The sequence below is a fragment of the Corynebacterium sp. HMSC034A01 genome (genome assembly GCF_001838175.1).
Taxonomy (GTDB): domain Bacteria; phylum Actinomycetota; class Actinomycetes; order Mycobacteriales; family Mycobacteriaceae; genus Corynebacterium.
On record NZ_KV835978.1, the window covers coordinates 76,384 to 90,194 of the forward strand.

General features: G+C 68.1%; 12 protein-coding genes. 8 read left to right on the plus strand and 4 right to left on the minus strand.

Translation table 11 applies throughout. The features are described from left to right. Nucleotides 1-34 precede the first annotated feature (34 nt). A complete protein-coding gene (locus HMPREF2791_RS10375; RefSeq protein ID WP_070472926.1) occupies nucleotides 35-844 on the minus strand; it encodes a DNA-formamidopyrimidine glycosylase family protein in 810 nt (269 codons plus the stop codon). Between the two features lie 10 nt (nucleotides 845-854). On the opposite strand from HMPREF2791_RS10375, the gene HMPREF2791_RS12105 reads away from it, so the two are divergent. Together HMPREF2791_RS12105 and HMPREF2791_RS10380 are read left to right on the plus strand one after the other, a co-directional pair. After that, nucleotides 855-1,019, plus strand: a complete 165-nt coding sequence (locus tag HMPREF2791_RS12105) for a hypothetical protein (protein ID WP_168168304.1) — start codon at nucleotides 855-857, stop codon at nucleotides 1,017-1,019. A 160-nt stretch (nucleotides 1,020-1,179) separates the two neighbouring features. Further along, complete coding sequence (locus HMPREF2791_RS10380) at nucleotides 1,180-2,757, plus strand: HNH endonuclease signature motif containing protein (RefSeq protein ID WP_070845242.1); 1,578 nt, start codon at nucleotides 1,180-1,182, stop codon at nucleotides 2,755-2,757. A gap of 34 nt (nucleotides 2,758-2,791) precedes the next feature. On the opposite strand, the gene HMPREF2791_RS10385 is transcribed toward HMPREF2791_RS10380, so the two are convergent. Continuing rightward, the gene (locus HMPREF2791_RS10385) at nucleotides 2,792-7,426 is read right to left on the minus strand and encodes an ATP-dependent helicase (protein ID WP_070845243.1); all 4,635 of its coding nucleotides are present in this window, start codon (nucleotides 7,424-7,426) and stop codon (nucleotides 2,792-2,794) included. Between the two features lie 30 nt (nucleotides 7,427-7,456). Here HMPREF2791_RS10385 and HMPREF2791_RS10390 point away from each other — a divergent pair, with 30 nt between their 5' ends. The 4 genes from HMPREF2791_RS10390 to HMPREF2791_RS10405 are packed head-to-tail and all read left to right on the plus strand — an operon-like array spanning nucleotide 7,457 to nucleotide 9,786. Continuing rightward, the gene (locus tag HMPREF2791_RS10390; RefSeq protein WP_070845244.1) at nucleotides 7,457-8,230 is read left to right on the plus strand and encodes a 3'(2'),5'-bisphosphate nucleotidase CysQ; all 774 of its coding nucleotides are present in this window, start codon (nucleotides 7,457-7,459) and stop codon (nucleotides 8,228-8,230) included. Continuing rightward, on the plus strand, nucleotides 8,227-9,024 hold the full coding sequence (locus HMPREF2791_RS10395; RefSeq protein ID WP_070845245.1) for a thymidylate synthase: 798 nt from the start codon (nucleotides 8,227-8,229) through the stop codon (nucleotides 9,022-9,024). Before HMPREF2791_RS10390 ends, HMPREF2791_RS10395 begins: the two co-directional genes overlap by 4 nt. Next, nucleotides 9,021-9,500 (plus strand): dihydrofolate reductase, encoded by a 480-nt coding sequence (locus HMPREF2791_RS10400; RefSeq protein WP_070845246.1) that lies wholly within the window; start codon nucleotides 9,021-9,023, stop codon nucleotides 9,498-9,500. The genes HMPREF2791_RS10395 and HMPREF2791_RS10400 overlap by 4 nt, the downstream gene beginning before the upstream one ends. A 1-nt stretch (nucleotide 9,501) precedes the next feature. Further along, complete coding sequence (locus tag HMPREF2791_RS10405; RefSeq protein WP_070472946.1) at nucleotides 9,502-9,786, plus strand: mycoredoxin; 285 nt, start codon at nucleotides 9,502-9,504, stop codon at nucleotides 9,784-9,786. Here the strand turns inward: HMPREF2791_RS10405 and HMPREF2791_RS10410 are convergent, their stop codons facing one another. Beyond that, the gene (locus tag HMPREF2791_RS10410; RefSeq protein ID WP_070472949.1) at nucleotides 9,787-11,205 is read right to left on the minus strand and encodes a phytoene desaturase family protein; all 1,419 of its coding nucleotides are present in this window, start codon (nucleotides 11,203-11,205) and stop codon (nucleotides 9,787-9,789) included. It lies immediately after the preceding gene. Between HMPREF2791_RS10410 and HMPREF2791_RS10415 the strand changes: the two genes are divergently transcribed. Further along, a complete protein-coding gene (locus HMPREF2791_RS10415; protein WP_070845247.1) occupies nucleotides 11,204-12,238 on the plus strand; it encodes a hypothetical protein in 1,035 nt (344 codons plus the stop codon). The two genes, HMPREF2791_RS10410 and HMPREF2791_RS10415, sit on opposite strands and share 2 nt — an antisense overlap. Before the next feature lie 20 nt (nucleotides 12,239-12,258). On the opposite strand, the gene HMPREF2791_RS10420 is transcribed toward HMPREF2791_RS10415, so the two are convergent. Continuing rightward, nucleotides 12,259-12,855 carry a TetR/AcrR family transcriptional regulator gene (locus HMPREF2791_RS10420; protein WP_246815173.1) on the minus strand — a complete coding sequence of 199 codons (597 nt, stop codon included), beginning with the start codon at nucleotides 12,853-12,855 and terminating at the stop codon, nucleotides 12,259-12,261. 59 nt (nucleotides 12,856-12,914) lie between these two features. Between HMPREF2791_RS10420 and HMPREF2791_RS10425 the strand changes: the two genes are divergently transcribed. Next, a partial coding sequence (locus tag HMPREF2791_RS10425; RefSeq protein WP_070845248.1) for a GNAT family N-acetyltransferase occupies nucleotides 12,915-13,811 on the plus strand: 897 nt, incomplete at its 3' end.

The window sequence follows — 13,811 nt, forward strand, 5'->3', positions numbered from 1 at the left end:
ACAATTATTCCCCCTTGTCTCACCTCGGAATATATCAAGGCTCAGGCTGGCACTGCGGGCACCACCAAATAACCCGCTCCAGGTCGCCCTCTCCGCCGAGGAAGCCCTTGGTAATCAGCGTGCCGCACCGCCTGCACGGCTTGTTGTTGCGGCCGAACACGTAGCTCGTCTCCCCCGCCCGCTTGATCCCCGTGGTCACGCGGACGGGGGCGTCTTTATTCGCCCACATCAGTCTGCGCGCGAGGCGCACATGCTTCTCGACGTCCACGTCTCGCACCAATTCCGCTGGATGAGTACCAGCCAGGAAGTTGATTTCCGCGCGGTACTCGTTGCCGATGCCGGCGAGCTTGCGCTGGTCCAGCAGGGCGCGGCCGATCTCGCGGTCGGGCTCGGCTTCGATGCGTCTGACTGCCTCGTCGATGTCGAAGTCCGGGTCCAGCAGGTCCGGGCCGAGGTACCCCATCTCCTGGTGGTATTCCCTAGCTGGGAAGACGCGGACCAGCCCGAGCCAAAAACCGACGAGTTCGATGTCGGCCTTTGGTTCGTCGTGAAGCGAAAGCACCACGCGGGCGGCGTGAGCGGGCTTTTTCCACCTGGTGCCGGCGCGGTGCATGGCCCACGTGCCCTCCATTTTCAGGTGGGTGTGCAGGATTTGCGGCTGGTAGCCGTCTTTGGCGAACTGCATGAACAGGTGCTTGCCGTGCGGCCAGACGCGCTCGCAGGTCATGCCCGTGAAATCGACGGTGGCGTAGCGCGGGACGCGAATGCTGGTGGCTGTCACTTCGCGGTTTTGCATCCACTGCAGGCGCTTTGACAGCTGATAGACGGAATCACCTTCGGGCATAATGCCGTCTATGTTCCAATTTCTGCGCAAGATCTTCAACGCTGTCAACACTGGCCCGACGCCGGAAGAGTCGCTGGTGGGGTTCTTCCCTGACATGGACGCCGCAGTGGAGTGGGCGCGCGGGGTGCTCGCAGAGACCGGCACGGACCCAAGGAGCAGTTTGTGCGCGCCGTGAAAGATGTGCGCGAAGCCAATCCGCGACTTGGCCTTGTGGCAGCGAATCACCTGGTCAAGCAGCTAGTTTAGAACTCGTGTTCTAATTTTAGATTGGCGTGTCGGACGCACTGTTACATTGACACCCAACACCCGCGAAATGTTGCGGAAAGGAAGGTGTCATGAACGCAATCGCCGAGCTCGTGGACCAGGTCGCCGACGGCCTGTCGCAGCTGCGCCAGCTTCTGGACGATCCTTCGGCCCTCCCCCTCGCCACCATCACCCGCGACATCGCGCGCCTCGAACGCGCGATGGATAGGAAAGCGTACGTCGACGCCGCCTTCGCGCAGGCGTGCGTGCTGGCGGACGCCGGCAAGCTGGTCGGCGCGAACCACCCGGACGCGTACCTGACCGAAAAGCTCGGCATCTCGCGCGGCGAGGCGTACAACCGCATCGCGCGGGCGAAGGCGCTGTTCGACGCTCCGCCCCCGCCTGAGCCTGATTTGGGTGACCTCTTTGAGGATGACGGCTCGGAGGAGGACCGCTCCGCCACTGAGGAGGCCGCGCGCAAGGCCGCCGAGGAGGAAGCGGAGCGCCGCCGCAAGGACCAGGAAGAGGCACGCAAGCGTGCCGACGAGGTCCCGGCCGCCAAGCAGGACATCATCCGCCGCGAGCTGGACAAGCTGCTCAAGGCCGCCGAGGGCGAGCGGATGCGCATCTACGCCCGCGCGATGGAACAGGCCAAGTACCGCGACGAGAAGGGCCTGCGCCTGTTTGTGAAGCGGCTGGTCGCCGACGCGAACAAGCCCTTCGTGAAGGCAAACCCGAACGCGGGTTTTGAAAAGCGCGACGCCTCGCTGGGCAGGGAGAACACCGACGGCACCTTCGACGTGACGCTGTCGATGACCCGCGCAGATTACGCGCTCTACAAGGCACTCACCGACAAGGGGTTGTCGCCGAACTCCAACATCCCGGAGGAGCTCCAGGGCGACCGGGACCCGCGCACCAAGGGCCAGCGCCGCTACGACCAGTACATGTCCATCCTGCGCCAGTACGAGGAGGGCCAGCAGGCCGCGAACGGCGGCGCCGCGTCGGTGGTGGTGTCCATCACGCTCGACGACCTCGCCGAGGCCGACGCCAACACCTTGTTCCAAACCAACGTCGGTGTGGAGCTCGACGCCTTCGACCTGGTTCGGCTGGGCATGGACGGCACGAGTGATTTCCTGCTCACCGTCGACGGGCTTTCCGGGGTGCCGCTGCACCTGGGCCGGTCGCGGAGGCTTGCGTCGGTCGGCCAGCGCATCGCCATGTTCGCGGTGCAAGGGGTGTGCTCCTGGGCCGGCTGCACGACCTCCATGAGCGAGTGCGAGGCCCACCACATCATTTCCTGGCTCCGCTACGGGGCAACCGACATCGAGAACCTCACCGGCCTGTGCCCCACCCACCACAGGTGCAACAACGACCACCGGGACGGCTCGTTTAACAAGGGGTACATGGACTACGACCCCGACACCGGTGGCGCCGTGCTGGTGAAGGCCGACGGCACCCGCCACACCAACACCACGGACCCCGCGATGCACTCGGCGGTGAACCGGATCAAGGCGAAACGGGCCTCAACGTCGACGCCGCCACCTGCGGAAACGCACTGGCCCACCTCCCCACCGCCTCCGCCATCGGGGCGCGCGGGTCATGCTGCCCATGCGAATCAGCCAAACCACCGGCCCAATCGACCTGGTCACCGCATGCCGATGCGGCCCTAAAAGGCATGCGCCGCACCGTGAATTAATCGCCGACTTAATCGTCGAAGCTGAGGCCTTCGGCGGGCCCTTCGCTGCCTTCGAGCTCGCCCAGCGCCTCCGCGACACTTCTGCCGCGCCGCTTCGGGGGTGCCGAGGCACGCCCGCCGATCTTCGCGCCCTTGTGGGTCGCCGTCGCCCCGTACTCCTTCAGCGAATAGGCCGGCCCGCCGTTGAGCTTCTCCACGGCCAGCGGCTGCATCCGGCCGGCCCGGACCGCGGCGGTAAGGGCGCCGACAACCAGCGGCATCGGGTCGCCGATCCCTTCCGGGAAGGTGTCGAAGAAGGTGGTCATGGTCTTGCCGCCGCGGGTGACGTGGGCGGCCAAGAGCCCATCGACAAGCACCACCATCGCGCCCGCCGAGCGGGTCGGCCCCTGCGCCGGCCACGGCAGCGCCGCCCCGTACGGGTTCGCCGGGTCGGTCGCGGCCAGCACGTGCACGTGCGGCTCCCGGGCACCGGAGGGCCAGCCGACCACGTCGTCGGAGTCCTGGTGGACGCGCAGCCGGTCGATCGTCGCCGGGGTGGAAAACTGCGAGGCACCGAGCCCCTCCACCAGGTAGCCGCGCATCGCCTTGCCGGACGCCTCGAACCCGGACAGGGTCTTGTACGCGAGCGCGAACCCGCCGAGGATGTCCTCGGCGACCACGGAGCCGCGGGTGACCACCCCGTAGCGGTCTAAAAGCGACTCGCCCAAAGCCACCGACCGGCGCGTCGCGTCGTCGTCAGGCATGGGCGTCAGCGACCACCGCCCCACCATGTCCGGCGGCACACTCGCCGCGAACGATGTCCGCCCCGAGCGCACCCTGCTTCTCGACGGCCTCCGTCTCGCCCTGTGCGCCGTCTTGCCGCCGGCGAGCCGCGCCCGGATCGGCGCGAACGAGTCGGGGGCCAAAAACCCGGCCTCGACCAGGTCCCACATGGCCTCGCGCAGCTCCTCGGTCGTGGTGGTCGGCTCGAGCAGGTCCGTGAACAGGAACCCGCCGCCGCGGCGCACCTTCTCCATCACCTGGGACTGGGTAAGCGACAGCAGCGGCTCGTCCACCTGCGGGGCGAGCTGGGTGGCGTAGTCTGCGGGCAGCAGCATGATCCACGGGTCGCGCGCCCCCGCCTTGCCCGCGCCGACGATGGTGATCTCGCCGGAGGCGGTGAGCTCGTCGAGCATCACCGGCGAGTAGTCCCCCACCCGGGCCGGCAGGATGTGGGACTCCCACGCGCTGGCGGGCAGTCGCACCCCTGCGAGCTGCTCCAGCACCGAGTAGACCCCGTCCGCCCCGCGCAGCGCCGGGGTCACCCCCACCGGGGCGACGTTCGACCACGCCGGCAAGAAACGTCCATAAGCAGACTGCGACACCGGCCGGGTCTGGGCCCGCGCCGCCGCCAGCGAGCGGGACCGGATGATGCGCAGCACCTCGGCCGCGACGTACTCCTCCTCGTCAACGCCCTGCCGGTAGCGCCCCGGGATGACCTTGTCCTTGTCCACCAGCGGCTGCAGCGCCGAATGCGCCGCGCCGACCGCCAGGCCGAAGGCGTCGGCCAAGTCGCGCAGCGTAAAGGGCCCTCGGGTGCGCACCCAGCGGCCCACCAGCTGCGCCAGCGCGTCGGGGATGGTCTGCACCTGGGCGGCGACGCCGGGCGGGACGGGCACGCCGAGGCCGTCGCGAAGCAGGGGCGCGTCCAGCACTTGGGCGACGTGCTCGCGGCCGCCGATGCGCACCCGCATCATCCGCGTCCCCAGGGCCTGCTCCAAGGACTCGAGGGGAACTTCGGTGTGGAGGCGGAGCTCGTCGATAGGCACGGGCCCCACGATGCGAAGGGTGTCGGCGAACTGCTCGCTCGTCGAAGCGCGCCCGAGCCGGCGAAGCGAGGCGTCCACCTCCGCGATGATGTCGCCGTCCAACAGTTCCCGCAGCTCAACGGTGCCGAGCAGCTTGGCCAACAGCGACGGGTCCAGCGAGAGCGCCGCCGCGCGCTTCTCCGCCAGCGGGGTGTCGCCCTCGTACATGAACGCGCCGGTGTAGTTGAACAGCAGCGAGGACGCGAAGGGGCTGGGCTGGTCCGTGGTCACCTCGGCGATGCGCACCCGGCGCGTGTTCACATCCCGCATGACCTCCTGCAACGCCGGGAGGTCATAGACGTCCTGGAGGCACTCGCGCACCGTCTCCAAGATGATGGGAAACGACGGATAGTTGCGGGCCACATCCAGCAACTGCTCGGCCCTCTGGCGCTGCTGCCACAGCGGCGCGCGCTTGCCGGGGTTGCGGCGCGGCAGCAGCAGGGCACGGGCGGCGCACTCGCGGAACCGGGAGGCGAACAGGGCGGAGTTTCCCACCTGTTCGGTGACGATGTCGGCGATCTCGTCGGCGTCGAATTGGAAGATCGCCCCGTCCGGCTCTTTTTCGCCTTGCGGCAAGCGCAGCACGATGCCGTCGTCGCCCGCCACCGCCTGGGCGTCCATCCCGGTTTCCTGCGCGACCCGCCAGCCGGTCGCCAGGGCCCACGCGGCGTTGACTCCCTTGCCAAAGGGGGTGTGCAGCACCACGCGCCAGTCCCCCAGTTCGTCGGTGAAGCGCTCGAGCACCAGCGTCGTCTCGTCCGGCAGGATGCCGGTGGCCTCCTCCTGCTCGTCGAGGTATTGCAGCAGGTTGGCCCGGGCGCGCTCGTCCAGGCTCGCATCCAAGGAGCCTTTTGCTTCTCGACGAAACGCGCCCAGCGCCTTGCCCAGCTCATAGGGTCGGCCCAGCCCGTCGCCGGTCCAGAACGGCAGGCGGCCGGTGTGGCCCGGCGCGGGGCTGACCTGGACCTGGTCGCGGGTGATGTTTTCGACGCGCCAGCTGGAGGCGCCGAGGGTGAACACGTCGCCGACGCGGGACTCGTAGACCATTTCTTCGTCCAACTCGCCGACGCGGCGGGGCGCCTTGTCATCCGCGCCAACCAAAAACACGCCGAACATCCCGCGGTCCGGGATGGTGCCGGCGTTGGCCACCGCGACCCGCTGGGCGCCGGGGCGGGCCTTGAGGGTGGTGCCCTCCAAAATTGCGCGAGGCCGCAACTCGGCGAAATCCGTGGACGGGTAGATGCCGATGACCAGGTCGATCACCGAGTCGAACACCTCGCGCGCCAGGTCCCTGTAGGGCCAGGCGCGGCGCACCGTGTCGTACCACTCGTCGACATCCAGGTCCTCCACCGCCACCGCCGCCACGGTCTGCTGCGCCAGTACGTCCAAGGGGCTGCGCGGGGTGTGCAGCTCCTCGATGAGCCCCTCGCGCATCCGCGGCACCGTCACCGCGGTTTGCACCAGGTCGGAGCGGTGCTTCGGGTAGAAGGTGCCCTCGGAGACCGCGCCGACGGTGTGCCCGGCGCGGCCCACGCGCTGCAGCCCGGAGGCGACCGAGGGTGGCGACTCCACCTGGATGACCAGGTCCACCGCGCCCATGTCGATGCCCAGCTCCAGCGAGGAGGTGGACACCACCGCGCGCAGGGTGCCCTCCTTGAGCATGGTTTCGGTCTGGGCGCGCTCGTCCTTGCTCACGCTGCCGTGGTGGGCGCGGGCGATCACGTTCGCGGCGTGGCCGGCGGTGTCCACCGACTTCATCAGCTGCGCCGGCGGGCGCCGCGTCAGCGCAGCGAGCGCCTCCGGGTCGTGCTCCTTGGCCCAGAGCTCGTTGAGCTGGCTGGTCAGCCGCTCGGCGGTGCGGCGCGAGTTCACGAACACGATGGTGGAGCGGTGCGCCATCACCTCGTCGTACACCGCACGCTCGATGTGGGGCCAGATGGAGTTCACGGCGCCCGGCGGCGCTGCAGGCTCAGCTTCGTCCAGCGCGTCGTCGAAGACCGCGTCCCCGATGGTGGAGGCGTCCTCGGGCACGGGCAGGTCGGACATGTCGTCCACTGGCACCCGCACGTCGAGATGCCAGCGCTTCTCCGCGGGCGGGTTGATGATGGTGGTCTTGGGCCCCAAAAAGTTGGCCACCGCCTCGATCGGGCGCACCGTGGCGGATAGGCCGATGCGCTGGAAGTCCCCCGCCAGCCGCCGCAGCCGCTCCAGTGAGAGCGACAGGTGCACGCCGCGCTTCGTGCCGGCCAGGGCGTGGATCTCGTCCACGATCACCGTGTCCACCGTCTGCAAGATGCCCGCCGCCTTCGAGGTGAGCATGAGATACAGCGACTCTGGCGTGGTGATCAGGATGTCCGGGGGCTTGCGCACCTGCCGGTTGCGCTCGGACTGCGGGGTGTCGCCGGAGCGCACCCCGACCGAGATGTCCGGCATGTCGCGACCCAGCTTCTGCGCCACCCGCGCGATGCCGGCCAGCGGCGCCCGCAGGTTGTTCTCCACGTCCACGCCCAGCGCCTTCAGGGGCGAGATGTAGAGGACACACACGCCGCCGTGGGTGGAGGCGGAAGCTCCGTCGATAGGCAAGGCTTGCTGCCCGGCGCGCTCCACCAAGGAGTTCAGCGACCACAGAAACGCCGCGAGCGTCTTACCAGAGCCCGTGGGTGCGACCACCAGCGCGTTTTCGCCGTCGGAGATCGCGCGCCACGCCTGTTCCTGCACCGCGGTCGGCGCGGCGAAGACGTCCCCGAACCATTGGGCCACCTGCGGGTGGAAGCGGCTGAGGATCGGCGCGTTCATCACGCCAACCTTAGCTGTAGAGTCGGGTGCATGACTGCTCAGTACTCGGATTCCCGGCTGACCAACCTCATCGCCGAGGGCACCGGCGAGATCCTCAAAGGCGTGCGCGGCGTGGGCCTGTTGCGGGGCCGCGAGCTCGGCGAGGCGGGCGACGAGCTCGCCCAAAGCTGGATCTCCAGGGTGCTTTCGCAGCACAGGCCTGACGACGGCTTCCTGTCGGAGGAAGCCGCCGACAACCAGGACCGCCTGTCCAAGGACAGGGTCTGGATCGTCGACCCGCTCGACGGCACGAAGGAGTTCGCCACCGGCCGCCAGGACTGGGCGGTGCACGTAGCCCTCGTGGAGGACGGGGTGCCCACCCACGCCGCGGTGGGGCTGCCGGATTTGGGTGTCGTGTTCAAGTCGTCCGATGTCCGCCACGTCTCCGGGCCGTTCGCGGGCAAGGTGGCGATGTCCCGGAACAGGCCCCCGGCCGTCGCGAAGCATGTCGCCCAAGCCTTGGACTTCGAGAGGCAGCCCGTGGGGTCGGCGGGCGCGAAGGCGATGCACGTGCTGCTGGGCGACTACGACGCCTACGTCCACGCCGGCGGCCAGTACGAGTGGGACCAGGCCGCGCCCGTGGGTGTCGCGCTCGCGGCGGGACTGCACGCCTCGCGCCTCGACGGCACCCCGCTGCGTTACAACAACGCCGATACCTACATCCCCGATATTGTGATCTGCCGGCCCGAGCTTGCAGACGACATTCTGGACGCCGCCGCCCGCTACCACGACGAGCACGGCACCTTTGAAGGAGTAGTGAAGTGATTTCCACCCCGTACGAGGACCTGTTGCGCGACGTGCTGGAAAACGGCGCCGAGAAGGGCGACCGCACCGGGACCGGCACCCGCAGCGTGTTCGGCCGCCAGATCCGCTACGACCTTTCCGAGTCCTTCCCCCTGCTGACCACCAAGAAGGTCTACTTCAAGGGTGTCGTCGGCGAGCTGTTGTGGTTTCTGCGCGGCGACTCCAACGTGCGCTGGCTGCAGGACAACGGGGTGCGCATCTGGAACGAGTGGGCCGACGAGAACGGCGAACTGGGCCCGGTCTACGGCGTGCAGTGGCGCTCCTGGCCCACCCCGGACGGCGGGCACATCGACCAGATCGAGGAGGTCCTGCGCACCCTGCGCGAGAACCCGGATTCGCGCCGCAACCTGGTGTCCGCCTGGAACGTGGCCGAGCTGGACAAGATGGCGCTGATGCCGTGCCACCTGCTGTTCCAGCTCTACGTCGCCGACGGGAAGTTGAGCATGCAGGTGTACCAGCGCAGCGCCGACATGTTCCTCGGCGTGCCGTTCAACATCGCCTCCTACGCGCTTTTGACCCACATGTTCGCCCAGCAGGCGGGCCTCGAGGTCGGCGAGCTGATCTGGACGGGCGGCGACTGCCACATCTACAACAATCACCTCGACCAGGTGCGCGAGCAGCTCTCCCGCGACGCCCGCGAGTACCCGCAGCTGCGCCTGCGCAAGGCCGCGTCGATCTTCGACTACGACTTCGACGACATCGAGGTTGTGGGCTACAACCCGCACCCCACCATCAAGGCGGAGGTGTCCGTATGACCTTGGGCGCAATTTGGGCCCAAAGCCTCGACGGCATCATCGGCGACGGCGCCGGCATGCCCTGGCACCTGCCCGAGGACCTCAAGCACTTCAAGGAGACCACCCTGGGCAGCCCCATCATCATGGGGCGCCGCACCTGGGAATCCTTGCCGGTCAAGCCGCTGCCGGGCCGCAAGAACATCGTGCTGTCCTCGCGCGAGGACGACGACTGGTCCGACGGCGCGTCCGTGTGCCGCGACATCCCGGACCTGGAGTCGGACGCGTGGATCATCGGCGGCGCCCAGGTCTACGAGGCCACCCTCGACGAGGTGGATGTCATCGAGCGCACACTTATCGACGTCCATCCGGACCTCCCCGCACACAAAGCCGTCCACGCGCCCCGCATCGACGACGCCTTCGAGCTGGTCCGCGACGGCGAGTGGCAGACCTCCACCACCGGCCTGCGCTACAAGTTCCAACGTTTTGAAAGGGTTTGACATGACCGTTGCTACGCCCAATACCTCCTCGCACGTGACCATCTTCGCCGCGGACTGGTGCCCGTTCTGCCGCAAGCTGCGCGAGCGCCTCGACCGCACCGAAACCCCCTACGACCTGGTAGACGTCGACGCCGACGGCATGGACGAGGTCAACGCCTGGATCGAGTCCGTCAACGACGGCAACCGCATCGTGCCCACCGTGCTGTATTCCGACGGCACCCACGCCACCAACCCGGAGGCCTCCGCGGTGCGCGCGAAGCTGCGCGAGCTCACCGGCGATAAGTAGTTAACCTCCGAAGTCCCGCATTGCGGCCTCGGCGGCCCACCACCCCGGCATGCCGTGCACCCCGGCCCCGGGGGCGGTCGAGGACGAGGCCATGTACAGCCCCTTGCGCAGCCGGTGCGGCTGGCGCAGAAGGAGCTGCGCCCCGTCCATGGCGCCCCCGGCGATGTCGCCGCCGACGAGGTTGGGGTTCCACGCCTCCAGCTCGTGCGGGGGCGTTTCGATCTTTTCCCGGACCACCCCGCGGAAGCCGGGCGCGAACCGCTCGATCTGCTTGGCGATCTTCTCCGCCACCTCGCCGGGGTGGCGCTCCCGGTGGCCGTGCGGGACGTGGGCGTAGGTCCACAGCACCAGCCCGCGGGAGGGGTCGGCGGCGTACTGCTGCGCCGCCATCACAAACGGCCGCTCGGGCATGACGCCGCGGGCCACTTGCCTTTCGGCCCGCACGATCTCGTCCGCGGTGCCGCCGACGTGCACCGTCGCGGCCTGTCCCACCCTGGCATCGGCCCACGGCACCGGGGCATCCAGCAGGAAGTCCACCTTGTGCACCCCCGGACCGTAGCGCCACCGACGCATGGACCGGGTGCGGCGGGTAGGCAGCGACGTGCCGTCGAGAGGCAGCACCTGCTTCGCCGTGAGGTTGAGGATTACGGCGTCCGCCTCGGGGAGCGCGCGGACCTCCTCGCCGCGGCGCACCTGACCGCCGTGCTCCTCGACGATCCTGGCTAAAGCGGCCGTGACCGCGCCCGAACCGCCTTCCGCCACCGGCCACCCGCGCGTCATGCCGAGCGCCCCGAAGAGCAGGCCGAACGCTCCGGTAAACGGCCGCCCCGGCGAGGTGATTGCGTGCGTCGCGCTGCCGGCGAACAAGGCGCGGGCCTCCTCGGTGCGAAACGCGGCCCGCCCGAGCGCGGTGGCCGGCCACAGCCCGCGCGCGCCGAACCGCGCCAGCGCAAATGGATGGCGGGGCACACGCGGCATCGGCGCCAGCACGTCCTCGAGGAGGTCGTCCACGTGCTCCACCACAGGCCTATGCAGCCGCTCCCACGCCCCGCCATCGACACCGAGGCCCGCCACTGTGCCCTCCAGCGTGCCCGCCAGCACCGCGGCGCCGCTGCCCAGCGGGTGCGCCATCTCGTACGGCGCGCGCAGCCAGCGCACCCCGTAGTCCTCCAGCCGCAGCGCGAGGAAGGCCGGGCTGGCGGCCCCGAAGGGGTGGCAGGCGGCGCCGAGGTCGACCAGCGTGGCGTCGTCAAGCTTTTGTGTCGACGCCGCACCCCCGACCTCGCCCGAGCGCTCGAGCACCCGCACCCGCCACCCGCTTCGAGCGAGGCGCGCGGCGGCCGTGAGCCCGTTGGGCCCGGCGCCGACGACAACTGCCAAAGGTTTCACCGTGCCGATGGTAGCTAGACTGCTGCCCATGAACGCGAAACAGATTGGTTGGGCACTTCACTGGGTCGTGCGCATGGTGGCGTTTGGGCTGCTCATGCCGTACGCGGTTTTCAAACTTGGGCTGATGCAGATGAGCAAGCCGGACTTCCCAGAGCTGCTGATCACCCTCGGCGAGAAGTCTCCGATGGGGCTTTTGTGGACCTTCATGGGCTTCTCCCCCGTCGTGCAGTTCCTCGCCGGTCTGGCCGAATTCGTCGCCGCCATCTTGCTGCTGTGGCGGCGCACCGCGTGGCTCGGCGGGCTGATCGGCTTTATCGATCTTGCCGTGGTGTGGCTATTGAACATGACCTTCGACGTGCCCGTGAAGCTCCCCTCGGCGTTCCAGGCGCTTTTGTACCTGCTGGTGCTGGCGCCGTGGCTGCCGCGCCTGTTCCGCTTCCTCGCCGGACGCGCGGCTGAGGCCGTGGAGCCGCCGCGCGTGATCACCAACGACAAGGTCCACCGCGTGACCCGCTTCTTCCCCGCCGTGGCCGCGGTGGTCGCGCTCGGCGCGGGCGGGTTCGTGATGGCCAACGGCATCCCGCGCGCGCTCGACCGCGAGGGCACCGAGCTGTCCGGCGTGTACGCGGTCGCCGGCGGAAACATCGAGCCCGCGCCTGTACTCGCGGATGACCGCCGCTGGTCCGAGATCGCGTTCGGCTCGTTCGACGGATTCGAGGCCGGCAACTTCTACCGGGTCGAGGGTGAAACCCCCGACGGCGATTTCCACGGGCGCGTCGCCTTACGACGAGCCTCCGGCGACCTCCACGAAGGCTTCTACACTCTCAACGGCGACCGCGTGACCATCCAGCTCACCGCCCCCATGACCGACGACGGCGTCAACGCCGCCCCGCGCGGCCCCATCGAGGAAACGCTGGAGTTCACCTGGAGCAAAGACGGGGATGCGCTCGAGCTTTCGCCCGCCGAAGGCACCGCCGACGCCTTCGAGCTGACCCCCTCCAAGCTCGGCACCACCCTACTGGACCGGCCGTTCACGTGGGTTTCCCCGCCGTTCAACCGGTAATTGGGGCGGGTAGTTACCCCTCAAGACAAAAGCGCCGAGATGCCCTCGGAGAGGATCTCACGTGGGCTGATGTGGTGCGCCGCATGGAGGCGCGCATAGGTCGGGGCCTGCTCAGGGTCGATGGCAACGCGCTTTTCGTCGGGCGCGATGGGAGCGGTCAGGGCGGCGCCGATCACTAGGTTTGATAACCGGTAGGAAGTTCCCAACGGATCCGGAGCGCCCGCTCGCTCGAGCAGCACGCACATACGCTCGGAAAGCGCCAAGTACGCAGGACCCCTGGGTGCCCGCATTCCGATGACTTGGCCTGCCCATCGGTGGGCCGTGAGATGCGAGAAGAAATCTTGCATCAGGGTAGACAGGTCGGCGTTGCGGATCGATTCGTTCATCACCGGATCGTCTGCAAGCGCTGTGTCGAGGGCGAGGTCAAACAGGTCGTCGACTGATTCAACGCGGGAATACAAGCTGGCTGGAGCGACCCCCACCTGCTGCGCCACAGCCCTGAGGGTGAGGGCTCTCAATCCGCCTTCATCCAGCAGTCTCACCGAGGCCCTCGCAATCTCCGCGATGTCCACGGCGCGGTGGCGTTGCACAGGTTTTCGGTGTTCCCAGTAGCTCACCCCACCAGGCTAACCAAACATTTCCGCAGCAACTATCCGTCCTATGTTAGTTTTGCACCATGTTGGATGCCACGAAGCTCCCGATCGTCCATGAGGGCACGCGCTTACGGCCCCTCTCCGAGCTAGATGCGAACGCGTACGCAAGCGGAACCAAAGATGAGGCCGTGCTGCGCTTCGGCCACTTACCCGAACCCGACTACACTCCAGAATCCGTGCGACGGTTAATCCGCGGAGAGATCGCGGCGGGCCTCTCGTCCGGCACGCTGGCAGTCCTCGCGCTCGCCGATGCCGAGACGAACCAGTTCGTGGGCTCCCTAGTACTTTTCGACGTCAACTCCGAGGCCGCCGAGGTCGGGTTCTGGATCCATCCCGATGGGCGAGGAAATGGACACGCCCGCCGGGGACTGGAATTGGCATCGCGCTTCGCCCGCGACTGTGGACTTCGGGCTTTGACGGCACGCACGCTTCCAGAAAACAAGCTCTCCCAGCGGTGTTTGACCAGCGCAAGATTCCGCGAGACCGGGCGAAGCGTAGGAACCACGCCCGCGGGACAGCAGGCGGAATTGCTCCACTACCAGCGCGACCTCGCGCCTGCCAACCAGTGGCCGTTGATAACGGAACGGCTCCAGCTCCGACTCCATGAACCAGGCGATGCCGGTTGGCTCCACGACCTTTATTCACGACCTGACGTTGCCCGCTACCTGTTGGACGAGCCGTGGACCGCGGAAGCCACCCGTGAGAAGCTCGGCGAGCGACTAGCCAAGACCGGCCTCGGCGACGAGGCCGGCGCGCTCGCATTGGTCATCGAACATGGCGGCGCCCCTATCGGAGACGTCGCGCTGTGGCTTACCGATAAGGAGCACCGCCAGGGTGAAATCGGATGGGTTCTCAACCCGGAGTTTGGCGGGCAAGGGTTCGCCAGCGAAGAGGGTGTCCGATTCTTTGTGTGCGGGGGG